At 72.4% G+C, this 21086-nt stretch carries 23 protein-coding genes; 18 read left to right on the top strand and 5 right to left on the bottom strand.

All coding sequences use genetic code 11. From position 1 onward, the window contains the following. Positions 1–30 precede the first annotated feature (30 nt). The 18 genes from ACQPXD_RS36420 to ACQPXD_RS36335 all read left to right on the top strand — a co-directional run bounded on the left by ACQPXD_RS36420 (position 31) and on the right by ACQPXD_RS36335 (position 15881). Positions 31–1107: an NAD(P)-dependent alcohol dehydrogenase gene (locus tag ACQPXD_RS36420; protein ID WP_432826128.1), complete on the top strand. Its 1077-nt coding sequence runs from the start codon at positions 31–33 to the stop codon at positions 1105–1107. Between the two features lie 30 nt (positions 1108–1137). Continuing rightward, positions 1138–1491, top strand: coding sequence for a Zn-ribbon domain-containing OB-fold protein (locus tag ACQPXD_RS36415; protein WP_432826126.1), 354 nt, complete (start codon positions 1138–1140; stop codon positions 1489–1491). Next, positions 1484–2608, top strand: a complete 1125-nt coding sequence (locus ACQPXD_RS36410) for a thiolase family protein (RefSeq protein WP_432826124.1) — start codon at positions 1484–1486, stop codon at positions 2606–2608. Before ACQPXD_RS36415 ends, ACQPXD_RS36410 begins: the two co-directional genes overlap by 8 nt. After that, complete coding sequence (locus ACQPXD_RS36405) at positions 2608–3690, top strand: TIGR03617 family F420-dependent LLM class oxidoreductase (RefSeq protein ID WP_432826122.1); 1083 nt, start codon at positions 2608–2610, stop codon at positions 3688–3690. The genes ACQPXD_RS36410 and ACQPXD_RS36405 overlap by 1 nt, the downstream gene beginning before the upstream one ends. Then, a complete protein-coding gene (locus ACQPXD_RS36400; RefSeq protein ID WP_432826120.1) occupies positions 3687–4475 on the top strand; it encodes an SDR family NAD(P)-dependent oxidoreductase in 789 nt (262 codons plus the stop codon). Before ACQPXD_RS36405 ends, ACQPXD_RS36400 begins: the two co-directional genes overlap by 4 nt. A gap of 107 nt (positions 4476–4582) precedes the next feature. Then, entirely contained in the window at positions 4583–5278 is a 696-nt protein-coding gene (locus tag ACQPXD_RS36395; protein ID WP_432826118.1) for a TetR/AcrR family transcriptional regulator, read from the top strand. Positions 5279–5466: 188 nt separating this feature from the next. Next, positions 5467–7014, top strand: coding sequence for a class I adenylate-forming enzyme family protein (locus tag ACQPXD_RS36390; protein WP_432826116.1), 1548 nt, complete (start codon positions 5467–5469; stop codon positions 7012–7014). After that, positions 7011–7793 (top strand): ABC transporter ATP-binding protein, encoded by a 783-nt coding sequence (locus ACQPXD_RS36385; RefSeq protein WP_432826114.1) that lies wholly within the window; start codon positions 7011–7013, stop codon positions 7791–7793. Before ACQPXD_RS36390 ends, ACQPXD_RS36385 begins: the two co-directional genes overlap by 4 nt. Beyond that, positions 7790–8596 (top strand): ABC transporter ATP-binding protein, encoded by an 807-nt coding sequence (locus ACQPXD_RS36380; protein WP_432826112.1) that lies wholly within the window; start codon positions 7790–7792, stop codon positions 8594–8596. The genes ACQPXD_RS36385 and ACQPXD_RS36380 overlap by 4 nt, the downstream gene beginning before the upstream one ends. Beyond that, on the top strand, positions 8593–9489 hold the full coding sequence (locus ACQPXD_RS36375) for a branched-chain amino acid ABC transporter permease (RefSeq protein ID WP_432826110.1): 897 nt from the start codon (positions 8593–8595) through the stop codon (positions 9487–9489). Before ACQPXD_RS36380 ends, ACQPXD_RS36375 begins: the two co-directional genes overlap by 4 nt. After that, positions 9482–10582: a branched-chain amino acid ABC transporter permease gene (locus ACQPXD_RS36370; protein ID WP_432826108.1), complete on the top strand. Its 1101-nt coding sequence runs from the start codon at positions 9482–9484 to the stop codon at positions 10580–10582. Before ACQPXD_RS36375 ends, ACQPXD_RS36370 begins: the two co-directional genes overlap by 8 nt. 1 nt (position 10583) lies before the next feature. After that, on the top strand, positions 10584–11399 hold the full coding sequence (locus ACQPXD_RS36365) for an N-acyl homoserine lactonase family protein (protein ID WP_432826106.1): 816 nt from the start codon (positions 10584–10586) through the stop codon (positions 11397–11399). A 6-nt stretch (positions 11400–11405) separates the two neighbouring features. Beyond that, positions 11406–11804: an FmdB family zinc ribbon protein gene (locus ACQPXD_RS36360; protein WP_432826104.1), complete on the top strand. Its 399-nt coding sequence runs from the start codon at positions 11406–11408 to the stop codon at positions 11802–11804. Continuing rightward, complete coding sequence (locus ACQPXD_RS36355) at positions 11798–13084, top strand: ABC transporter substrate-binding protein (protein WP_432826102.1); 1287 nt, start codon at positions 11798–11800, stop codon at positions 13082–13084. Before ACQPXD_RS36360 ends, ACQPXD_RS36355 begins: the two co-directional genes overlap by 7 nt. 77 nt (positions 13085–13161) lie before the next feature. Next, positions 13162–13926, top strand: coding sequence for an enoyl-CoA hydratase-related protein (locus ACQPXD_RS36350; protein ID WP_432826100.1), 765 nt, complete (start codon positions 13162–13164; stop codon positions 13924–13926). Next, complete coding sequence (locus ACQPXD_RS36345) at positions 13923–14282, top strand: DUF1330 domain-containing protein (RefSeq protein ID WP_432826098.1); 360 nt, start codon at positions 13923–13925, stop codon at positions 14280–14282. The genes ACQPXD_RS36350 and ACQPXD_RS36345 overlap by 4 nt, the downstream gene beginning before the upstream one ends. A gap of 6 nt (positions 14283–14288) precedes the next feature. Beyond that, a complete protein-coding gene (locus ACQPXD_RS36340; RefSeq protein ID WP_432826096.1) occupies positions 14289–15272 on the top strand; it encodes an alpha/beta fold hydrolase in 984 nt (327 codons plus the stop codon). Positions 15273–15275: 3 nt separating this feature from the next. Continuing rightward, on the top strand, positions 15276–15881 hold the full coding sequence (locus ACQPXD_RS36335; protein WP_432826094.1) for a dihydrofolate reductase family protein: 606 nt from the start codon (positions 15276–15278) through the stop codon (positions 15879–15881). A 162-nt stretch (positions 15882–16043) separates the two neighbouring features. Here the strand turns inward: ACQPXD_RS36335 and ACQPXD_RS36330 are convergent, their stop codons facing one another. The 5 genes from ACQPXD_RS36330 to ACQPXD_RS36310 all read right to left on the bottom strand — a co-directional run bounded on the left by ACQPXD_RS36330 (position 16044) and on the right by ACQPXD_RS36310 (position 20688). After that, on the bottom strand, positions 16044–16709 hold the full coding sequence (locus tag ACQPXD_RS36330) for a response regulator (RefSeq protein WP_432826092.1): 666 nt from the start codon (positions 16707–16709) through the stop codon (positions 16044–16046). Next, a complete protein-coding gene (locus ACQPXD_RS36325; RefSeq protein ID WP_432826090.1) occupies positions 16706–17944 on the bottom strand; it encodes a sensor histidine kinase in 1239 nt (412 codons plus the stop codon). The genes ACQPXD_RS36330 and ACQPXD_RS36325 overlap by 4 nt, the downstream gene beginning before the upstream one ends. Positions 17945–18023: 79 nt before the next feature. Further along, positions 18024–18974 (bottom strand): D-alanine--D-alanine ligase family protein, encoded by a 951-nt coding sequence (locus ACQPXD_RS36320; protein ID WP_432826088.1) that lies wholly within the window; start codon positions 18972–18974, stop codon positions 18024–18026. Then, a complete protein-coding gene (gene alr, locus ACQPXD_RS36315; protein ID WP_432826086.1) occupies positions 18971–20080 on the bottom strand; it encodes an alanine racemase in 1110 nt (369 codons plus the stop codon). Before alr ends, ACQPXD_RS36320 begins: the two co-directional genes overlap by 4 nt. Continuing rightward, the gene (locus tag ACQPXD_RS36310) at positions 20077–20688 is read right to left on the bottom strand and encodes a M15 family metallopeptidase (RefSeq protein WP_432826084.1); all 612 of its coding nucleotides are present in this window, start codon (positions 20686–20688) and stop codon (positions 20077–20079) included. The genes alr and ACQPXD_RS36310 overlap by 4 nt, the downstream gene beginning before the upstream one ends. Between the last annotated feature and the right edge of the window lie 398 nt (positions 20689–21086).

Genomic DNA, 21086 nt, shown 5'->3' with positions numbered 1-21086 from the left:
GCCCGCCCGGTCACCTGCCGGGCGGCCGTGATGAGGTCTCCCGGTGCCGCGCTGAGCGTCGAGTCGCTCGTGCTCGACGACCTGCGGCCCGGCGAGGTGCTGGTCCGGGTCGTGGCGACCGGGGTGTGCCACACCGACGTCAGCTGCCGGGCCGGCACGATCCCGATCGCGACGCCCGTCGTGCTCGGCCACGAGGGCGCCGGGATCGTCGAGGCGGTCGGGGCCGGCGTGCCCGGCCTGCGCCCGGGCGACCGCGTCGCCATGACCTTCGGGTCCTGCGGGGCGTGCCGGGCCTGCACCCATCGGCTCCCGTCCTACTGCGACGACGCGGTGGCGTTGAACCTGACCGGGAACCGGCCGGACGGGACGTCGGCGTACCGGGGAGCCGGCGTCCGCAGCCACTACTTCGGGCAGTCGTCCTTCGCCACCCACTCGGTCGTCCCGCACCGCAACCTGGTGCCGGTCCCGGACGACGTCGATCTCGGTATCGTCGGCCCGCTCGGGTGCGGCATCCAGACCGGCGCCGGAACCGTCTTCACCACGCTCGACCTCTCGCCCGGCGCCACGCTGGTGGTCTTCGGCGCCGGCGCCGTGGGCCTCGCGGCGGTCATGGCCGCGGCCGTGCGCGAGGTCGGCACCGTGATCGTCGTCGACCTCCACCCGGCCCGGCTCGAGCTCGCCCGCGAGCTGGGCGCGACGCACGTGGTGAACGCCCGGGACGCGGACCCGGTCGCCGTGGTCCGCGAGCTGACCGGGGGCGGGGCCGGCTTCTCGATCGAGGCGAGCGGCTCGCCCGCCGCGCTCGGGCCGGCCGTCGACTGCCTGGGCCTGCGCGGAGTGTGTGCCGTCGCCGGAGCCTGGGGACCGGCGTCCGCGCCCGCGCTGAACTGGCGGCACATCCGGACCAGGGCGATCTCGATCCGCGGCGTCTCCGAGGGCGACGCCGTGCCCGCCGAGCTGATCCCGGCCCTGCTCGACCTGCATCGAGCCGGCCGATTCCCGTTCGAGGCGCTCATCACCTACTTCGACCTGCCCGACATCGGGTCCGCGTTCGCGGCGGCCGAGTCGGGAGCGGCGATCAAGCCCGTCGTGCGCATGCCCGCCTGAGCCGCGCGCCCACCCCGGAAGGAGCTTGTTGTGAACGAAACGCTGATCGGCGTCGAGTGCCGCGCCTGCGGCTACCGCGCCCATCCCTACCAGTCCTACGGCTGCGAATCGTGCGGTGCGACCGCGGACCGGCTGATCGAGGTCGCCCTGTCGGGCTCGGGCACCGTCACGTCCTCCGCCGTGGTCCACCAGCAGACCGAGCGGTCGGCCGAGGTCCCGTTCACCGTCGTGGCCGTGGTGCTCGACGACGGCCCCTTCGTGCGGGGCGTGTTGTCGAGCGTGGCCGACGCGTCGCTGCGTGACGCCAAGGTGTACGCCCGCTTCGACCACGAGGCGAACGACTTCCGCTTCGCGCTGCGGGACGAGGTGCCGAGCCGTGCGTGAGGCCTACGTGATCGGTGTCGGCTGGCACCGGTTCGGCCCCGCGAGCGATGTCCCCTACGTGCGGCTCGGCCTGACGGCCGTGCGGGCCGCCCTCGCCGACGCGGGCATCGCCTGGACCGAGGTGGAATCCGCCTACACGGGCACGACCCGGCTCGGGATGGCGGTCTCGCGTCCGATGCTCAAGCATCTCGGCGCCACCGGCATCCCCATGACGCAGGTCGAGAACGCCTCGGCGTCGGGATCGAGCGCCTTCCGGCTCGCCGCGCGCGACGTCGCCGCGGGGTTCGCCGACGTCGCGATCGCGATCGGCGTCGACAAGCCCGCGCCGGTACGGCGGGCCGAGGACCTGACCGGGGTCGAGTCCCTCGGCGGGCGGCACATCGTGCCGTTCACGCACTACGCGCTGCTCGCCGACGAGTACATGGCCCGGTACGGGGCGACGGCGGCGGACATCGCCCTGGTCGCCGTGAAGAACCACCGCAACGGCAGCCGCAATCCGCACGCCCACCGGCAGCGGGAGCGCACGCTCGACGAGATCGTGAACGACCGGCCGATCGCCGGCCGGCTGACGCGCCTGCAGTGCTGCCCCGTGGGGGAGGGGGCCGCGGCGGTGATCGTCGCGTCCGCCGCCGCCGTCGAGCGCCTCGGCGTACCGCGCGAGCGCGCGGTGCGCGTGATGGCCTCGGCCCAGCGCAGCGAGGAGCTCTACGGTCCGCGCAGCTTCGACGCCGAGCTGACCCGCGCCACCACCGCCGACGCGCTGCGGGAGGCCGGGCTCGAGGCGTCCGACCTCGACGTGGTCGAGCTCCATGACGCCTTCGCGATCGAGGAGCTGCAGTACGTCGAGGCGATGGGCCTGTGCGCCGAGGGCGAGGCGGTCGCCCGGCTCCGCGACGGCGCGTTCGACATCGGCGGGCGGTGCGCCGTCAGCCCCTCGGGGGGACTGCTCGCCATGGGGCACCCGATCGGCCCGACCGGCGTGGCGCAGATCGCCGAGATCACGCTGCAGCTGCGCGGCGAGGCCGGCGCCCGGCAGCAGCCCGGCGCGCGGTACGGCCTGGCCCATCTCGTCGGTGTCGGCGCGGTGTGCGTCGTCCACGTCCTGGGAGCGCCCTGATGTCCCTCGGCGTGGACGTCCGGCTCGATCGCCCGGGCGACGCCCGCGAGGTGGCGGCCGCGGCGGCGCGGTGGGAGGCGGCGGGCTACGCGACGATCTGGTCGCGCGAGTCGGCCAACGACCCGTTCCTGTCCCTCGCGATCGCCGCGTCGGCGACGCGGCGGATCGGGCTCGGCACGTCGATCGCGGTGGCGTTCGCCCGCAACCCGATGAGCGTCGCCTATCTCGGTAGCGACCTGGCGCGGTACTCGGACGGACGGTTCACCCTCGGCCTGGGCACCCAGATCAAGGCGCACGTCGAGCGGCGCTTCGGCATGCCGTGGTCCCGGCCGGCGGCCCGGATGGAGGAGTTCGTCCGGGCGGTGCGGGAGATCTGGCGCTGCTGGCGGACCGGTGACCGGCTCGACTTCCGCGGCGAGTTCTACACGCACACGCTGATGCTGCCGGACAGTACGCCCGACCATGCCGCTCGTCCCGACCCCCTGATCATGCTGGCCGCGGTCGGCGACCGCATGCTCGACGTCGCGGCCCGGGTGGGCGACGGCCTGCTGGCCCACGCGTTCTCCTCGCGCGAGCACCTGCGGCGCCACACCGTGCCGGCGATCGAACGGGGCCTGGCCGCGGCCGGGCGCGACCGTGCCGATTTCGTGGTGTCCGCCCCGGTACTCATGGCCACCGGAGCCACCGGCCGTGAGCTGAGCGCGGCGACCCGGGCGATGCGCCGGCAGATCGCGTTCTACGCCAGCACGGCCGCCTACCGGACCGTGCTCGAGACGCACGGGTGGGACGACCTCGCCGCGGAGCTCAACCGGCTCTCGCGCACGCCGGACCCGAACCGCTGGGACACGATGGCGGACCTCGTCGACGACAAGGTGCTCGGCACCTTCGCGGTGGTCGCGGAGCCGGACCGCGTCGCGGACCTGGTCGTCGGCCGCATGGGTGACCTCGTGAACCGGGTGTCGCTGTACACCGCCGTGCCGACGGACGACGAGCTCCTCGCCGACATCGCCCGCCGGATTTCCACCACCCCGATCCGCCCGGGCTCGCCCGCGAGCACCGCCACGAACCAGGAGACGGCATGAGCGACATGGTTGACCTCAAGGGACGCGTCGCGTTCATCACCGGCGCCGGGCAGGGCGTCGGCCGGCAGGTGGCGATCCGCATGGCCATGCAGGGCGCTCGCGCGATCGTGGTGAACGACTACCGGCTCGAACGGGCCGAGTCGGTGGTGGCGGAGGTCCGCGGCCTGGGCGCCGAGGCCCTCGCCGTGTCCGGCGACGTCGGCGACCTCGACGGGGTGGCGGCTCAGGTCGACCGGGCGATCACCGCGTTCGCGGGGATCGACATCCTGGTCAACAACGCCGGCAACGCCGGTCCGAACCCGACGACGGCGATGGACCGGCCATTCTGGGAGCAGGGGCGCGCGGAGTGGGACAACTGGATCGGCACGAACTTCTACGGAGTGATGAACACCTGTCGCGCGATCGTCCCGGTCATGATCGAGCGCGGCTACGGCCGCATCGTCAACGTCATCTCCGATGCCGGTCGCTACGGCGAACCGCACCGCGAGGTCTACAGCGCGAGCAAGGCCGGCGCCGCCGGGTTCACCCGGTCCCTGGCCGCGTCGCTCGGGCGATATCGCATCACGGCCAACTGCGTGTCGCTCGCCGCGACGCGGACGCCCCGCACGGAGGCCGCGCTGAGTGACGCGGAGTTCACCAGGAAGGCAATGCAGGGTTACATTATCCGGCGGCCCGGCGAGCCGGACGACGCGGCGAACATGATCACGTTCCTGGCCTCCGACGCGGCGTCGTGGGTCACGGGTCAGACGGTCCCGGTCAACGGGGGCTACTCATTCGCGCTGTGACCCCCGCGACGGCGGTCCGGCGCCTGCCGGGTCGCCGGACCGTCGCCGAGACGGTGGGTAGGGTCAGGCCAACGGCGGGCCGCGCAGGCCCGCGGGGAGAGGGTCAGATGGCCAAGCAGGCACCCCAGACGCAGGTCCAGCGCTCTGAGGCGTCCCGTCGCGCGATCCTGGACGCGGCTATCAAGATCATCGCGTCCGATGGCTACCGTCGCGTGACGTTCGACCGGATCGGGCAGGAGACCGGCATGAGCCGGGGGCTGGTCGGCTACCACTTCCGCTCGAAGGTGCGGCTGATGGAGGCGGTCGTCACGGACATCCGGGAGCGCATGGCGGCCGACCTCGCCGCCGCCGGCCTCGGCAGTACCGACGGGCTGCAGTCGATCATCACGCAGCTCGACATGTACATGGACCGGCTGCAGCACCGGCCGACCCGCGCCTACGTCATGCTGACGCTCGCGACCGAGTCGGTCGCGGAGGAGCGCGAGTTGCAGCGGGCGATCCGCGACCAGCTCGCCAGCGTGCGCGCGAACTTCCGCCAGTGGATCGTCGAGGGGCACGCCGACGGCTCGGTGCGCCGCGACGTCGACCCCGATGGCTACGCGGCGCTGCTGCACGCGATCCAGCGCGGGGTGGCGGTGCAGGCGCTGGTCGATCCGGACGCGTTCGACGTCGCGCCGGCGCGGGCCGCCGCGATGGACTTCGTGCGGCACGCCATCGCCGCGCGGCCCGACGCCGTCCAGGACGCGCCCGCCGGCCGCGGTACCAAGCAGGTGGCTGCCGGCAAGACCGCCGCTTCGCGGTAGGGCTTCTCGTCGCTTCGGGGTGGGCGCCGAGCGCCCGCCGGCTTCGCCGTGCCCGAAAAAGCCCAGCGTGGGCCGCATTTCACGGCGGAGAAATCGCTCCGAAACAACACTTGCTGAACAGCCAGAAAGTTGCTTGAATCCCCATGTGACCGGCGTCATACGCGACGCGGGCAGCCAAAGGGAGCGCGATGACCAACGCACAGGCGATCCGGCCGCCGCACCGGCCGCTGCTGATCGAGGGCGACCGGGGCGTGACGCTCGAGGAGCTGGACGCCTCGGCGCGTGCGGTGGCCTCCGCGCTGAGCGACCTCGGGGTGCCGGCCGGCGGCCGCGTCATCGTGGCCACGCCGAACCGCATCGAGTGGTTCGTGGTGAACCGCGCGCTCGGGCTGATCGGCGCGCTCCAGATCTCCATGAACGCCCGCTTCACCGTCGGCGAGGTCGCCGCCACGGCTCAGCGCAGCCGGGCGGCCACCGCGATCATCGACATGCCGCACGCGGCCGACGTGGTCGAGGCCCTGCGCTCCGCCGGCGTCGCCACGCCCATCACGGTCGACGACGAGCGCCTCCCGGGCGTGCTCCACCTCGGCGAGCTGCTGGCGCATCCGACGGCGCTGGAGCCGACGGCCGAGCCCGTGGAGGGCGAGCTGGTCGTCTACACGTCGGGCACGTCGGGGCGGCCGAAGGGCGCGTTGCGGGGGACCGCTCACGTCCCGGCCGACCTGTTCGCCGAGTACGTGCGCTCGACCCAGGAGTACGCGGGCCCGCGCACCGATCCCGTCGCGGAGCGCTGCGTGATGGTGAGCATGCCGCTGTCACACGCATCGGGCCCGAAGCAGGTCCTGGAGGCGCTGGCCGCGGGAATTCCGGTGGTACTGCAGCGACGGTTCGACGCCCGGCAGGCCCTCGAGCTCATCGATCGGCATCGCGTCACCGACTGGCACGTCGTGCCGGTCATGCTGCACCGGATGCTGCGCCTCGCCGATGAGCTGGGGCCGGTGTACGACCTGTCGTCCATCCGGCGCCTGACCGTCGGCGGCGCGCCGGTGCCCGCCCGCCTCGTCGCCGAGGTCGCCGAGTACCTCGGCCCCGACGTCCTGACGAGCGGCTACGGCTCGACGGAGACCGGCATGGTGACCGGCATCTCCCCGCAGGAGCTGCGCGAGCGGCCCACCTCGTGCGGGCGCCCGTTCGCCCACGTCGCCGTCGAGATCAGGTCGGACGGTGGCCGCCAGCCGCTGCCGGCCGGCACGGAAGGGGAGATCTGGGTGAAGACCCCACGCATCATTCGCGGCTACCTCGACGAGGGCCCGCTCGGTCCGGAGGTGCTCGACGCCCGGGGATTCTTCCGGACCGGCGACCTCGGTTCGGTGGACGCCGAAGGGTACCTCTACATCACGGGACGGCGCGTCGACATGATCATCAGTGGCGGCGTCAACGTCTACCCGGCCGAGATCGAGGCGTGCCTGCGCCAGCACCCGGCGGTCGGCGACGCGGTCGTGGTGGGCGTGCCCGACGAGGAGATGGGCGAGGTGCCGGTGGCCTTCGTCGAGCTGAACCCGGGCGCCTCGGCCGGCGAGGACGAGCTGCTCGACTTCTGCCGGTCCGGGCTGGCCCGCTTCAAGCGCCCGCGCCGCCTCACGATCCTCGACGAGCTGCCGCGCAACGCGGTCGGCAAGGTGACCAAGGCCGGCCTGCCCGCGATCGCCCGCACCACGAACGAGGCGGCGCGATGAACCGGCCGGCGGCCGGCGAGCCGCTCGTCATCCAGGACCTGTCGGTGGGGTACGGACGCGACTCCCACGCGCTGCGCGAGGTGTCCATGACCATCTCGCCCGAGGGCGTCACCGCGCTGCTGGGCAACAACGGGGCCGGCAAGACGACGCTCCTGCGGGCGCTGTCGGGCACGCTCGGCCTGCACCGCGGCGGCATCCGGTCGGGACGGATCACGTGGGGCCCGCACCGGCTCGATCGCAGCGGACCGACGGCGATCGTGCGGCGCGGGCTGCTCCAGGTGCCCGAGGGCCGGCACGTGTTCGGGCGGTTGACCGTCGGCGAGAACCTCCGCGTCGGCGGGATGGCACACCACCGTCAGCGCCGGCGCGAGCTGCGCGCGCGGGTCTACGAGCTCTTCCCCGTGCTGGAGCACAAGGCCGACCTCCACGCCGCCTACCTCTCCGGAGGCGAGCAGCAGATGCTCGCCATCGGCCGGGCGCTCATGGCCGACCCGGCGATCCTCCTGCTCGACGAGCCCTCCCTGGGCCTCGCGCCGCTGGTCATCGCCGACATCGCCGATCGGCTCAGGGACATCCGCGCCGCCGGCACCGCGATCGTCGTGGTCGAGCAGAACTCGCAGTTCGCGCTGTCGCTCGCCGACCGCGCGTACGTGCTGGACGTCGGCAGGGTGGCGCTCGCGGGCCGGGTCGGTGTCGAGGTGACCGTCGACGACGTGCGGGACCTGTACCTCGGTCAGCGCCGCGACGCCGGCTCCCGCCGGAACGAGCCGGCCCGATGACCGCCCGCAAGGACTCGACGCTCGTGCTCAAGGACGTGTCGCTGCGCTTCGCCGGCGTCCAGGCGCTCGACGGCGTGGACCTGCGCGTCGAACCGCGGACGATCCACTCGCTGATCGGTCCCAACGGCGCCGGCAAGACCAGCTGCTTCAACGTCATCAGCGGCGTGTACAAGCCGACGCGCGGCAGCATCACGCTCGGCGACGCCGAACTCGTCGGCCGCCTGCCGCACCAGATCGCCGCGCTGGGTGTCGGGCGCGCGTTCCAGAACATCGCGCTCTCGGCCCGGCAAACCGTGGCGCAGAACCTGCTCCTCGGCCGGCACGTGCTCACCTCGTCCGGGCTGTTGTCGGCGGGCCTCCGGCTGCGGCGCAGCCGGCAGGAGCGCGCCGCGGGCGACGAGGTCGTCGCGCGCATCGCCGGCCTGCTGGGCCTCGAGCGCCACCTGCACCGCTCCGCCGGGGATCTCTCGTACGGCGACCGCAAGCGCCTGGAACTCGGCCGGGCCCTCGCGATGGAGCCCTCGATCGTCCTGCTGGACGAGCCCGTCGCCGGGATGAACGACGACGAGACCGCGCGCACCGCCGAGATCCTGCGCCGGGTCTGCGCCGATCTGGGCACGGCGATCCTGCTGATCGAGCACGACATGAGCCTGGTCATGGGGATCTCCGACCACGTGACGGTGCTGACGTCCGGGCGGTACCTGACGAGCGGGACGCCCGCCGCGGTGGCCGCCGACCCCGCCGTGCAGACCGCCTACACCGGCGCCGTCCACGCCGGCCACGAATCGGGAGAGGCACTATGACGAAGCTGCTCGAACTCATCCTGGGCGGGCTGTCGACGGGGGTGATCTACGCCCTCATCGCCTTCGGCGCCGTCCTCGTCTACCGCAGTACCCAGGTCATCAACTTCGCGCACGGCGCCATCGTGCTCGCGGGGGGCTGCGCCATCGCGAAGCTCAGCGCCGGACTCGGCTTCGCCCTCGGCGCGCTGCTGGGCGTGCTGCTGGTCGGCGCGCTGGCGGTGGTCGCCGAGTGGCTGATCCTGCGCCCGCTGCGCCTGCGCGCGGCCGGCCACGAGGCGGTCGCCACCGTCACGATCGGGCTCAACATCGTGCTCATGACGGAGCTCACCGTGCTGATCGGCTCCGACCTGCTGCATATTCCCGACCCGTGGCAGAACGGCGTCGTGACACTGGGCCCGGTCACCTTCCCGCAGGCCCGGGTCGCCGCCCTCATCGTGTGCATCCTCATCATCGCCGCGTTCCTCGCCCTGTTCCGATGGTCCGACTGGGGCGTCGCGATGCGGGCGAGCGCCGACGATGCGGAGGCGGCCGCGCTGACGGGGGTCAACCAGGCGCGGGTCGCGGCGATCGCCTGGGGCGTCGCCGGCGCGCTGGCGGCGGTCGCGGCCGTGTTCCTGACCTCGTCGCCCGCGCCGGGCGTGGACATCAGCGTCGCCAACGTCGCGCTCGCCGCCTTCCCGGCGATCGTGATCGGCGGCCTCGACTCGATCGGGGGCGCGCTGCTGGGCGGCGTGACGATCGGGCTGTTCCAGAGCCTGGCCAACGGATACGAGGGCTCGCTGGGGTTCCTCGGCACCGACGTGGGCACCGTGGCGCCGTGGGTGGTCATGGTCGGCGTGCTGCTGGTGCGGCCGACCGGACTGTTCGGATCGAGGTCGATGGTTCGTGTCTGACGTGATCGTCTCGCCCCGCGCCCGCCTGGTGCGCCGCCTGGGCGTCCCAGCCGCGCTCCTGGCGGCGGTGTTCCTGCCCGTGCTGTACGCCGACTCGGCGACGCTGCAGATGGGACTGTTCGTCTGCAGCGCCGCCATCGCCGCGATCGCCCTCAACCTCCTCTTCGGCGTCGGCGGGCAGCTGAACCTCGGGCACGGATTCTTCGTCGCGATCGGCGCGTACGGCTACGCCATCCTGTCCGGCCACGGCCGCTCCGGAGCCGGCCTGCCGACCTGGCTCGCGGCGATCCTCGCCACCGCGCTCGCCGGCCTGGCCGGGCTGCTCTTCAGCCCGATCTCGGCCCGGGTCAAGGGCATCTATCTCGGCATCGCCACGCTGGCCCTGGTGTTCCTCGGGCAGTACATCCTGATCAACGCGGACACCTACACGGGCGGGTTCAACGGCCGCCCCGTCGAGCCGCTGTCGCTCGGCCCGCTGCGCTTCAGCGACGACTCCGGGCTGGCGCTCGGCGCGATCCCGCTCGGCCAGTACGAGATGCTGTGGCTGCTCGGCGTGCCGCTGGTCGCGGCCACCTGGTGGTTCGCCCAGGGGATCGTGGACGGCCGGCCCGGCCGCGCGCTCATGGTGATGCGGGACAACGAGGTCGCCGCCGCCGTCCTCGGCGTCGACGTCCGGCGGGCCCGTCGCGACGCGTTCGTCGTGTCCTCGCTCATCGCCGGGCTCGCCGGCGTGCTGTACGCCCTCAGCGTCGGGCAGATCGTCCCCGACTCGTTCGGCCTCACGCTGTCCGTGGACTACCTGGCGATGGTCGTCATCGGCGGCCTCGCCTCCATGGGCGGCAGCGTCGTCGGCGCGCTCGTCGTCACCGGCATCCCGCTCATCCTCACCCGCTACAGCGCGTCGGTCCCGGTGCTGTCCGACGGCGGCCTGACGGCGAACACCGTCAGCCAGTTCTTCTACGGCGGGCTGGTCATCGTCCTGATGATCTTCGAGCCGAACGGGCTGGCCGCCGTCCTCAAGCGGACCGCACCTCGCCGCGGGCTGCCGGCGAACGACCACCGCGAACCCGTCCCGGCAACCGAAGGAGTGTGACATGGTCACCGCCCCCCGACTGAGCATCATCAGCTGCGGCTCCCTGCACGCGGATCGAACCTCGCTGCTGCTGAAGAAGGGCGTCACGATCCGCTCGCGGCACGACCACGAGCACTTCCCGTCGCCGTGGGGCGCATTCGCGACGTACTGCGTGCTCGTCGAGACCGAGGCCGGCTCGCTCATCTGGGACACCGGCTGTCCGCGGGACTGGGAGCAGCGGTGGGGACCCTCCGGCCTCAACGACTACTACCCCTACGACGACGTCACCGAGGAGCAGTACCTCGACTCGCAGCTGCGGCGGATGGGCGTCGAGCCCGGCTCGGTCGACATCGTCGCGCTGTCCCATCTGCACTTCGACCACATCGGCAACACGAGGATGTTCCAGGACGCGGGTTCACGCGTCGTGTGCAGCCGGGACGAGATCGAGTTCGCCAACAGCTTCATCGGGCCGTTCCTCGGCGGTCACGTGAAGGCCGAATACGAGGGCCTCGACCTGGAACCGCTCGTCGGGGACGTCGAGATCCTGCCGGGCGTCACCCTGCTGCAGATGCCCGGACACACCCCCGGCAGCATGTCCCTGCAGGTCGACCTCCCCGACTCCGGAACCATGGTGTTCACCTCCGACGCCGTCTACCTGGGGGAGAGCTTCGGCCCGCCGGCGGTGCCGCCGGCCATCGTCAGCGACCTGCGCGGGTGGTACGCCTCGGTGGAGAAGCTGCGCGCGATCCAGCGGCAGCGCGACGCCCTCATCGTCTTCGGCCACGACGCCGAGCAGATCGCGTCGCTCCGCCTCGCCCCCGACCACTACTACACGTGATCCGTCATGCCGATCTACGAGTTCCGATGTGACTGCGGCGCGGGCCTGGAGGCGCTGCGCCCGATGGACGCGCCCCTGCCCGACTGCCCGCGCTGCTCGAACCCGATGCGCCGCCTCATCCGCGGCGCCGGGCTGCTGCGCGGCGCGAGCCCGGGGCGCGGCCCGCAGGACATGCCCAGAACCTGGTCGCAGACCGGCCGCGGCGACCCCCGGCGCGTGACCGCCCTGCGACGTGAGCTTGACACCCGGCTGGCGCTCGAGCATCGGCATCCCGAGCTGGCGCCGGTCGAGTCCCCCGTGATCGCCCATGAGGGGCGGTTCCACCAGCGCCCGCTGCGCGTGGACGACCTGTCGGACACCCACACCCCCGCGACACCCCACCGAACAAGGAGCAGCGAATGTTAGGTCGGTTACTCATCCGGAGCGGGAAGCGGCGGACCTGCGTCGCGGTCATGGCGGCGGCCGTCGTGCTGCTGGCCGGTTGCAGCGCCAAGGCCACGAACAGTTCCGAGAAGTCCGGCAAGGGCGGCGTGACCCAGGGCGTCGGCGTCACCGACACCTCGATCAGGCTCGGCGCCATCAGCGACCTGAGCGGCCCGTTCTCCGCCGCGGACAGCGCGATCATCAAGGCCGAGCAGGTGTACTTCGACAAGGTCAACGAGGGCGGCGGCGTGTGCGGCCGCAAGATCGACGTCGAGCTCGCCGACTCCGGCTACGACGTGCAGAAGGCGACCGTCGCCTACTCGCAGCAGGAGCCCAAGGTCCTCGCGTTCGCCCAGATCTTCGGCTCGGCGATCAACGCGTCGCTGAACGGACGGTACCGCTCGGACAAGGTATTGCTTTACCCTGCCAGCCAGAGCGGGCCGACGGCGCAGGTCGAGGGCGTGCTGCAGATCGGCGTCACCTACGACTACGAGATCATCAACCTGCTCGACTACTGGCTCGACAAGGGCGTGATCAAGCAGGGCGACACGATCGCCCACATCGGTCTCGTCGGCGATCTGTCGAACACCGCGTTCGCGGGCAGCGGCCACGTGGCCAAGCAGCGCGGCATCAACGTCAAGACGATCAGCGTGCCGGCGACCGCCGTCGACATGACGGCGCAGGTGACCAACGCGCGAGCCGAGGGCGCCGCCGCGATCCTGGTCAGCGGCACGCCCAAGCAGGTCGCGTCGGTCGTCGCGGCCAGCCAGGCCGCCGGCTTCCCGGTACCGGTCGGCATCGACACCACCGGGTGGGAGAACGACCTGCTCGCCGGCAGCACCGGCCAGGCGGTCCAGCAGCGCGTGTATGTCGGCGCGCCGAACGCCGACCTGAGCATCACCGATCCGACCGTCCAGGCGCTGATGGCCGCCTTCAAGGCGGCCGACCCGAAGCACGCCGACGACTTCAAGCAGCTGTCGGCGTTCTCCGCGGCGCTGGCGATCACGACGGTACTCAAGCAGGCCTGCGACGACGGCGCCCTGACCCGCGACGGCCTGCTGGAGGCCCGCAAGAAGCTGTCCTCGATCGACTTCCACGGCATGGTACCCAAGCTGGACCTCAGCAAGGGCGGCGTCCCGACGACCCAGAGCTACGTGATGCGGCCGGACCCCTCGGCGCCGGGCATGCTGAAGTCGGTCGACGGCGGCGCCTTCGCCGGTCCCGATGCGGCGACCTACAAGCCGTCGTTCACCGTCTCCTGAGGCGGGGCCGGCGCGGGCGGGCGGCTCGCTCCGCCCGCGCCGGCACACCCGTCGCAGACCTACCGAAAGGCCCAGTTGTGGAATCCGTCGTGCACTACGAGTCCGAGGATGCCGTCGCCGTGGTGACGATGCATCGGCCCCGCGTGATGAACGCCATCGACCTCGCCCTCAGGACGCAACTGCAGGAGGCCCTCGTGCGGGCCGACAGCGATCCCGGGGTCGGTGTCGTCGTGCTCACGGGCGCGGGCGGCAACTTCTGCGCCGGCCGCGACCTCAAGGCGGCGCTGCGCGGCGAGCCCGCCTTCGCAAGCCGCGACGCGCAGCTGGCGTGGTTCAACCGCACGTCGATCGTCAAGCCGCTGATCGCCGCGGTCGAGGGCTACTGCCTCGCCGGCGGTTTCGAGCTGGCGTTGAGCTGCGACCTCATCGTCGCCGGCAGCGGCGCGCAGTTCGGCCTGCCCGAGGTCGTGCACGGGCAGGTGGCCATCGGCGGCGGGCTCTTCCGGCTACCGCAGCGCATGCCGTACCACGCCGCGATGCGGCTCGCCCTGACCGGCGAGCGGGTGAGCGCGGAGCAGATGCAGAGCTGGGGAGTGGTCGGCCGGGTCTGCGAACCCGGAGGTGCCGTGGCGGGCGCACGCGAGCTCGCGCGGCGCATCATGAGCAACGCCCCGGCGGCGGTGCGTGCCTCCAAGGCGATCGTGCGGCGGACCCACGACTTCGTCACGGAAGCCAACGCGTGGGAGGCGCAGCTGCCGTTCGCGCAACAGGCGCAGGACAGCGGGGAGTCGCGCCGGGGACTCGAGGCGTTCGCCGCCCGCTCCGGAAAGGACGCCTCATGAGCGTCGATCCCACCGGCGCCGACCTGAAGCGGTTTCTCGCCGAGGACGAGGGCGGGCCGGTCGTGATGCTGAACCTGCTGCGGTTCGCCCCGGCCGGCCGCCCGTCGTACGAGCAGTACGCGCGCGAGGTCCTGCCGTTCCTCGAGCGCGTGGGCGCGCGAATGGTGTACCTCGGCGACACGTCGACCGCGCTGGTGGCACCCGACGGCTTCGCCTGGGACGCGGTGCTGCTCGTGGAGTATCCGAGCCGCGCGGCATTCAGCCGGATGGTCGCCGACCCCGGCTACCAGCGCATCACCCACCTGCGGACGGCGGCGCTCTCCGCGGCGGTACTCCAGGCGACCTCCCCCTGGTGACTCCCGATGCCGTTCGAGAGCCTTTCGTGGGGCACGCCGACGAGGATCGCGCTGGGCCGGCTCGTGTTCGACGTCTCGATGACCGGCCCCGAGGCGGGCGACCCGGTCGTGTTGTTGCACGGGTTCCCGCAGAGCCGTGCGGCATGGGCCGAGGTCGCTCCCCGGCTGGCCGCGGCGGGACTTCGGGTGATCGCACCGGACCAGCGGGGGTACTCCCCGGGCGCGCGCCCCGTGGGGCCCGCCAACTACCACATCGACGCGCTCGTCGGCGACGTGCTCGGGCTGCTCGACGCCATCGGCCTGCCGGCCGTCCACCTCGTCGGCCACGACTGGGGAGCGACGGTGGCGTGGTTCGTCGCCGCCCGGCACCCCGATCGCGTGCGCAGCCTCACCGCGGTATCGGTTCCGCACCCGGCCGCGTTCGGCCGGGCGCTCGCCGGCGACGCGGACCAGCGGGAGGGTTCCGCCTACATACGTCTGTTCCGGACCGAGAAGGCCGAGCGGGTCCTGCTTGCCGACGACGCGCGCCGGCTGCGGAGGTGGTTTCCGGCCGCCGTGCCGCGTGCGCTGGTCGACCTGTACCTTGGCGAACTGCGGCACCCCGGAGCGCTGACCGCACGGCTCAACTGGTACCGCGCGATGACCCGCGACTTCCAGGCGCTGGGCCCCGTCGTCGTGCCGACCACCTACGTGTGGGGAGCCGGTGACGTGGCGCTGCGCCGGACGGCGGCACTGCTCTGCGCCGAACAGGTGACCGGTGAGTACCGGTTCGCCGAGCTGAGTTCGACCGGACATTGGATACCCGAGGTCGCCCCGGACGCGCTGGTGTCGCACATCCTTGCCCGCATCGCCTCCCCCTCCTACCGGGTCGAATGGTTCGATGTCAGCAACCGCGAAACGACAGTCGAGCCGGAGCGCACGGCCGAGTTCTCCGCGCCGTTCCCGCCCGGCCCCGCCGTTGTGCACCTGCACCGGACCCCGGAGGAGTGAACCATGAGCAAGGTGATCGCTGACATCTCGATGTCGCTGGACGGGTACGTCACCGCCCGCGGCGTGGACGAGGAGCACGGCCTCGGCGTCGGCGGCGAGGCGATCCACGCGTGGGTGCTCGAGGAGCCCCGCTCCCCGGTCGACGAAGCGGTGCTGGCGGACAGCTTCGCCAAGACCGGCGCCGTGGTGATGGGGCGGCGGCTGTACGACATCGTGGACGGCCCGCACGGCTGGAACGACGACATCGGGTACGGACACGACCAGAACCAGTCCGCCGCACCGCCGTGCTACGTCGTCACCCACGAACCGCCCGCCCAGGTGCGGCTCGCGTCCAGGTTCCGGTTCGTGACCGACGGCGTGGCGGCCGCCGTCGACCGGGCCCGGGCGGCGGCGGGCGACAAGGACGTCGTCGTCATGGGCGGCGCGAACGTCATCGACCAGTGCCTGGCGGCGGGGCTGGTCGAGGAACTGCGCATCCACCTGTCACCGCTGCTGCTCGGCGGCGGCACGCGACTGTTCGACCTCGCCGGCCCGGCAACGCTGGTCCAGCGGGAGGTCGCCGAGTCACCGCGGGCGACGCACCTCACCTACGAGGTCGTCAGGGACTGAAGGTCAGACCGGCGTCGCCGCGAGTGGTGCCGCGCCATTCGGGCGAACCGGCACCATACCGGCCGCCGCGAAGGCTGCCCGGACCAACTCGTGGCCGCCGCGGAGCACGGCGCACGCGAGGATCGGCGAGCCCGCGAAGGCGGCTGCCGCCGGCCCGGGCGCTCAGATCAGGCCGTGCTCGTGGGCGAACACGACGATCTGCACCCGGTCGCGCAGCGCCAGCTTGCGCAGGATGGCGCCCACATGGGTTTTGACCGTGGACTCGCCGGCGAACAGGGTGCCGGCGATCTCCGCGTTGGACAGGCCGCGGGCCACGGCGGTGAACACCTCGCGTTCCTTGTCGGTGAGCGCGAGGAACGCCGCCGGCGGCGGCGCCTCGGCCTGGAACTTCCTGTCCAGCAAGGTGGCCAGGTCCTGCGGGGCGAGCACGGCGTTGCCGCCGTGGACGGTGCGGATCGCGTCGCGCAGCATCAGCGGCGTGGTGTCCTTGAGCAGGAAGCCGCTGGCGCCGTGGCGGATCGCGGTGGCGGCCCGGTCGTCGAGGTTGAAGGTGGTCAGCACGATCACGCGGACCGGCTTGGTCCGCCGGGCGACCCGCTCGGGTGTGAAGATCTGCCTGGACGCCTCGACGCCGTCCATCTGTGGCATCCGGATGTCCATGAGAACGACGTCGGGCTGCAACTCCTCGACGAGGCGGACCGCCTCCACCCCGTCGCCGGCCGCGCCGACCACGCGCATGCCGTCCTGGGCGTCGATGATGACCCGTACCCCTTCGCGGAAGAGCTCCTGGTCGTCGATGAGCAGCACGGTGATCTCGTCGCTCGTCACGCGCCGCCCCGCACGGGCACGAACGCGGTCACGGTGAAGGTGGTGCCGGCGGGTTGCTCGCGGCGGCGGACGTCGAGGTGGCCGCCGATCGCTTCGAGCCGGCGCCGCATGCCGTCCAGACCGCGCCCGGGGCCGGCGTCGCCGGGTGCCTCCGCCACGTTGGTCACCTCGATACGCAAGGTGTCGGCGAAGCCGCCGGCCGGCTGCGTCGCCGGCCAGTGCCGCTCGGCCGTGATGGGCTGGTCCCGCCGGCCGTGCTTGATGGCGTTGGTGAGCATCTCCTGGAACACCCGGTAGGCGACCGCCCCGGCTTCGCGCGGCAGCTGACGCGGTGTGCCCAGCTCGGTCGCGACGATCTCGTGTCCGCTGCCGCGCACCCCGGCGATCAGATCGTCGAACCGGTCCGCCGCACCGCGCGCCGTGGTCGTGTCCTGGGTCGAGGAGAGCACCTGCCGCACATCCTGCAGGGACGAGCGCGCCGAGGTGGCGATCGTCTGCATGGTCTGCTTCAGCTTCACGGTCTCGTCCAGATACTGCCCCGACTCGGCCTGCGCCAGGATCACCGCGAGCGAGTGGCCGACGACATCGTGGACGTCACGGGCCAGCCGGGTCTGCTGGTCGCGCAGATGCGCGATTTCGCGGGCATGTTCCGTCTCGCGCCAGGCCTTGGCGGCGGCGTCCTCCGCCGCCAGCATCGAGGTCCGCGAGGTGCTCGCCCGTTCGAGGAACCGCATCATCAGACCGGCCGGCCACGGAGCGGCGACGACCAGCAACCCGATCAGCGCCAGGGCCAGCTGCGCGGTCGGCTCCTCGCGGACGATGCCGCCCAGCCTCGATCCGCCCAGCAGGAGGTGGAGCGTGACAACCTTGCCCGAGTGCAGGACGAACGCCACGACCACGGCGAGCGGTACGGAAAGCGCGCTCATCACCACGGTCGGCGGGCGGCCCCACCGCGCGCCGGCGAAGAACACGGCGGTCAGCGCGAACTCGGTCAGCATGATCGGCTCATCGAACAGCACGTGGAGCAGGCCCTGCCCCCATACCAGTCCGAGCGCCGCGCCCGGCGCCCGGCGGCACAGCCCCACCGCGAACGCGACGACCAGCGCCTGCGCGAAGCCTTCCAAGCGGCCGCCGGTCATCGCCCACGTCACGAGGGCCTCCGTGAAGCCGATCGCGAGCACCACGAACGCCGCGATCGCCTCGGGCACATATGGGCGCCAGCCCGTTTCGCTCATCCGGTCATCCAGGTCGGTCGGGACAGGTCAGCTCAAGCGAACCATCCGCAGGGCTTGACCTGCAAAAGCAGGTCCGGATTCAGGCCGGCAGCGCATCGCGCACCAGCAGATCGAGCAGGACGGCGAAGGACATTCCGGTCGCGGCGAACATCCTGGGCACCTGCGACTGCGCGGTGAAGCCCGGCATCGTGTTCACCTCGTTGAGGACCGGCCCCCGTTCGGTCAGGAAGAAGTCGATCCGGGCGACCCCGGCACAGCCGAGCGCGTCGTACATGCTCACCGCCGCCTGCTCGAGGTCCTTGCGGTCCGCCTCGTCCAGCGGGGCCGGGATGCGGAAGTCTGCCGAGCCGCCGTACTTGGCGGCATGGTCGAAGATCTCCCCGACGGGTATCATGATCTCCAGCGCCGGCGCCACGACCCGCGATCCGTCGGGGCGGCTCAGCACCGCCACGTCGATCTCACGGCCGGTCATGAGATCCTCGACGAGGATCCGGTCGTCGAGCGCAAACGCGGCGTCCAGGGCCGGGCCGAGTCCGGCCGCTTCGCGCACCAGGGTGACACCGTGGCTGGATCCGGCGGCGACGGGTTTGACGACGACCGGGTGCGTGAAGGTGTACGAGTCCGCGTCGGTGCCGGTGAGCAACCGGCCGGGCGCCGTGGCGATGCCGAGCGCACCGGCGACGAGCTTGGTGGCCCACTTGTCCATCGCCAGCGCGCCGGCGCCCAGCGGTGATCCCACGCACGGCACGTCGGCCAGGTCGCACAGCGCCGCCAGGGTGCCGTCCTCGCCGTGCGGACCGTGCAGTACCGGAAAGGCCACCGCGCAGGAAAGCAGGACTTGAACCGCCGCGGCCAGACCGATCGGGCGATCCTCCCGGTCGCGCCAGACGCCGGCGGGATCGATGGTGAGGCGAACGGCGTCGTAGCCCGCCTGTTCCAGGCCCTCGGCCACCGCGGCGGCCGAGGCGAGGGAGACGTCGTGTTCGCAGTTGCGGCCGCCGCCGATCACGGCGACGCGGGTCGGGGTCATGCGGAGCTCCTTCGGTGCAGCCGGGCGCTGAGGCCCGTGACGATCTCGTGTTCGAGGGTTCCGGCCCAGCGGGCCCATTGCGCCGTGGTCGGCTCGCCGTGGTCGCCCGGGCCGAAGACGGTGACGGGGTCGCCGACGGACACCGGGGTATCGGGGCCCAGATCGACGACGGTCATGTCCATGGAGATCCGGCCGGCCACCGGGCGGCGCGCGCCGGCGACCCAGACCTCGGCGCGGCCGGAGGCCGGCCAGGGCAGGCCGTCGGCGTAGCCGACCGGAATCAGGCCCAGCCGGGTCGCTCGCCTGGCCGTCCAGGTGTGCCCGTAGCCCACCGCGGTGCCGGCCGGCACGCTGCGGATGGTCACCAGCGGGGCGGTCAGGGTCAGGGCGGGCCGCAGCCGTACCGTGCCCGACTCGTCGATGCCCACCAGGCCCGCGCCGATGCGGCTCATGGTGTGGTGCGACAGCGGATCGCTGAGTGTGGCGGCCGTCGCGGCGAGGTGGTGGTCGGCCGGGCGCAGCCCCGCCGCCCTGGCCACCCGCAGACCCCAGGCGAACCGGTCACGGCCCCGTGCGTTGGCGGCATGGCCGGGCCGGTCGGCGCAGGGCAGGTGACCCATGATCCCGACGACGTGAAGCTGGCCGCGCCGCTCGGCTTCCCGGGCGGCGCGGCACAGCCGATCCCATTGGGCCGGTTCGGCGCCGTCGCGGCCCATGCCGGTGTCCAGTTGCAGGTGAATGCGGGCTCCGGGGGCGGTACGGGCGATCGCGTGCAGGTGCTCCAGCCCGGGAACGCCGAGCTCGATGTCCAGCCGCGCGGCCGCGCCGAAGTCGGCGCCGGCCGGGTTGAGCCAGCTGAGCACGCGCTGGGTCAGGCCCGCTTCGCGCAGCGGCCGGGCCTCGTCGATGCTGGTGACGCCCAAGCGGGTCGCGCCACCGGCGAGAGCGGCCCGCGCGACGTCGATCTGGCCGTGGCCGAACCCGTCGGCCTTGACCACCGCCATCAGCTCGCCGGCCGTGCGAGATTTGATGGTGCGCACGTTGGCGGTGACAGCGCCCAGGTCGACCCGCAGGGTCGCCTGCGGCCGCAGCGCCAGCACGGTCACCGAAACACCGGGCCGTACAGCGCGGCACCGGCACCGGTGGCCAGCGCCCAGTAACGGTCGCCGTAGGAGTAGTGCCACCACTCGGTGGGATAGTTGACCAGCCCTTCCCGGCACAGCACCCGGGCGAGCAGGTCGCGGTTGGCCCGCGCCCCGCGGCCGATCCCGTCGGCGGCGAAGTAGCAGCGGCCGCCGGACTGCTCCGGGGTGGCGTCGACCGCGGTGCCCAGGTCGAGTTCCTGCCCGCCGGCATCGACCAGGGTCACGTCGACGGCGGCGCCGGCCACGTGGGGCGCCACGGCCAGCGGTGCGACGTAGCGGCTGGTGAGGATGTGCAGCTCCGGCTCGCCGATGCCGGGACGCTCGGCTCGGATCTCGGCCGAGTAGCGCTCGATGATCGCCTGCTGCTGGTCCGCCGGGCGGTAGCCCTCCACCACGCGCAGGTGGATCCCCGAGGGCAGGGCCGCCCGTGCGGACCGCAGCCGGGTGGCCAGCTCGCGGCGGACCAAGGCCTGGCCGGGTCCGAATCCGGGATCGAGGACGACCAGGGGCTCATCGACGTCGCGGACCGGAACGGCGGACACCCGTGGATCGGACAGCAGGAGGGTCATGGGCACTACGGTGACCGGCGCGCTGACACCGGTGCCTCCGTCTGAGGTGCCGATGATCGGTCCTCAAGGCTGAGCCGCCGGACCCGGCCCGATGGTCGGCAGTGGTGCCGCCCGATCGCTGACGCTGTAACACACGATCCAACTCAACTGGATGTTACGCTGCCTATTTCTGCCTGCTGCACGCTGGCGATGCTGGACGAGATAGCCATGGAGACGCAGCGCGGACGGGCGACCTACGCCGAAGTCGAGGAATCAGAGGCGGGCCTCGAACGATTCCGCACCTGGCTGGGCAAGATCGAGGCACGCACTACTTCGGCGCTCCGGGCGCCGCGGACGCCACTGCCGCGGTCGAACGGTGCGCGCGCGCCTTGGCGACGTTTGAGGAGGCGGCCCTGCGC

The organism is Dactylosporangium sp. CA-092794 (assembly GCF_050948465.1).
Taxonomy (GTDB): domain Bacteria; phylum Actinomycetota; class Actinomycetes; order Mycobacteriales; family Micromonosporaceae; genus Dactylosporangium.
The sequence above is the reverse complement of the archived record's forward strand: the minus strand, read 5'-3'. Positions and strand labels throughout refer to the sequence as shown.

What these genes read in the sequence shown, in the direction of transcription:
- ACQPXD_RS36420 (WP_432826128.1), top strand. Translation starts at nt 31, where the DNA reads ATGAGGTCTCCCGGTGCCGCGCTGAGCGTCGAGTCGCTCGTGCTCGAC.
- ACQPXD_RS36405 (WP_432826122.1), top strand. Translation starts at nt 2,608, where the DNA reads ATGTCCCTCGGCGTGGACGTCCGGCTCGATCGCCCGGGCGACGCCCGC.
- ACQPXD_RS36400 (WP_432826120.1), top strand. Translation starts at nt 3,687, where the DNA reads ATGAGCGACATGGTTGACCTCAAGGGACGCGTCGCGTTCATCACCGGC.
- ACQPXD_RS36395 (WP_432826118.1), top strand. Translation starts at nt 4,583, where the DNA reads ATGGCCAAGCAGGCACCCCAGACGCAGGTCCAGCGCTCTGAGGCGTCC.
- ACQPXD_RS36390 (WP_432826116.1), top strand. Translation starts at nt 5,467, where the DNA reads ATGACCAACGCACAGGCGATCCGGCCGCCGCACCGGCCGCTGCTGATC.
- ACQPXD_RS36385 (WP_432826114.1), top strand. Translation starts at nt 7,011, where the DNA reads ATGAACCGGCCGGCGGCCGGCGAGCCGCTCGTCATCCAGGACCTGTCG.
- ACQPXD_RS36380 (WP_432826112.1), top strand. Translation starts at nt 7,790, where the DNA reads ATGACCGCCCGCAAGGACTCGACGCTCGTGCTCAAGGACGTGTCGCTG.
- ACQPXD_RS36375 (WP_432826110.1), top strand. Translation starts at nt 8,593, where the DNA reads ATGACGAAGCTGCTCGAACTCATCCTGGGCGGGCTGTCGACGGGGGTG.
- ACQPXD_RS36365 (WP_432826106.1), top strand. Translation starts at nt 10,584, where the DNA reads ATGGTCACCGCCCCCCGACTGAGCATCATCAGCTGCGGCTCCCTGCAC.
- ACQPXD_RS36360 (WP_432826104.1), top strand. Translation starts at nt 11,406, where the DNA reads ATGCCGATCTACGAGTTCCGATGTGACTGCGGCGCGGGCCTGGAGGCG.
- ACQPXD_RS36355 (WP_432826102.1), top strand. Translation starts at nt 11,798, where the DNA reads ATGTTAGGTCGGTTACTCATCCGGAGCGGGAAGCGGCGGACCTGCGTC.
- ACQPXD_RS36345 (WP_432826098.1), top strand. Translation starts at nt 13,923, where the DNA reads ATGAGCGTCGATCCCACCGGCGCCGACCTGAAGCGGTTTCTCGCCGAG.
- ACQPXD_RS36340 (WP_432826096.1), top strand. Translation starts at nt 14,289, where the DNA reads ATGCCGTTCGAGAGCCTTTCGTGGGGCACGCCGACGAGGATCGCGCTG.
- ACQPXD_RS36335 (WP_432826094.1), top strand. Translation starts at nt 15,276, where the DNA reads ATGAGCAAGGTGATCGCTGACATCTCGATGTCGCTGGACGGGTACGTC.
- ACQPXD_RS36325 (WP_432826090.1), bottom strand. Translation starts at nt 17,944, where the DNA reads ATGAGCGAAACGGGCTGGCGCCCATATGTGCCCGAGGCGATCGCGGCG.
- ACQPXD_RS36320 (WP_432826088.1), bottom strand. Translation starts at nt 18,974, where the DNA reads ATGACCCCGACCCGCGTCGCCGTGATCGGCGGCGGCCGCAACTGCGAA.
- ACQPXD_RS36310 (WP_432826084.1), bottom strand. Translation starts at nt 20,688, where the DNA reads ATGACCCTCCTGCTGTCCGATCCACGGGTGTCCGCCGTTCCGGTCCGC.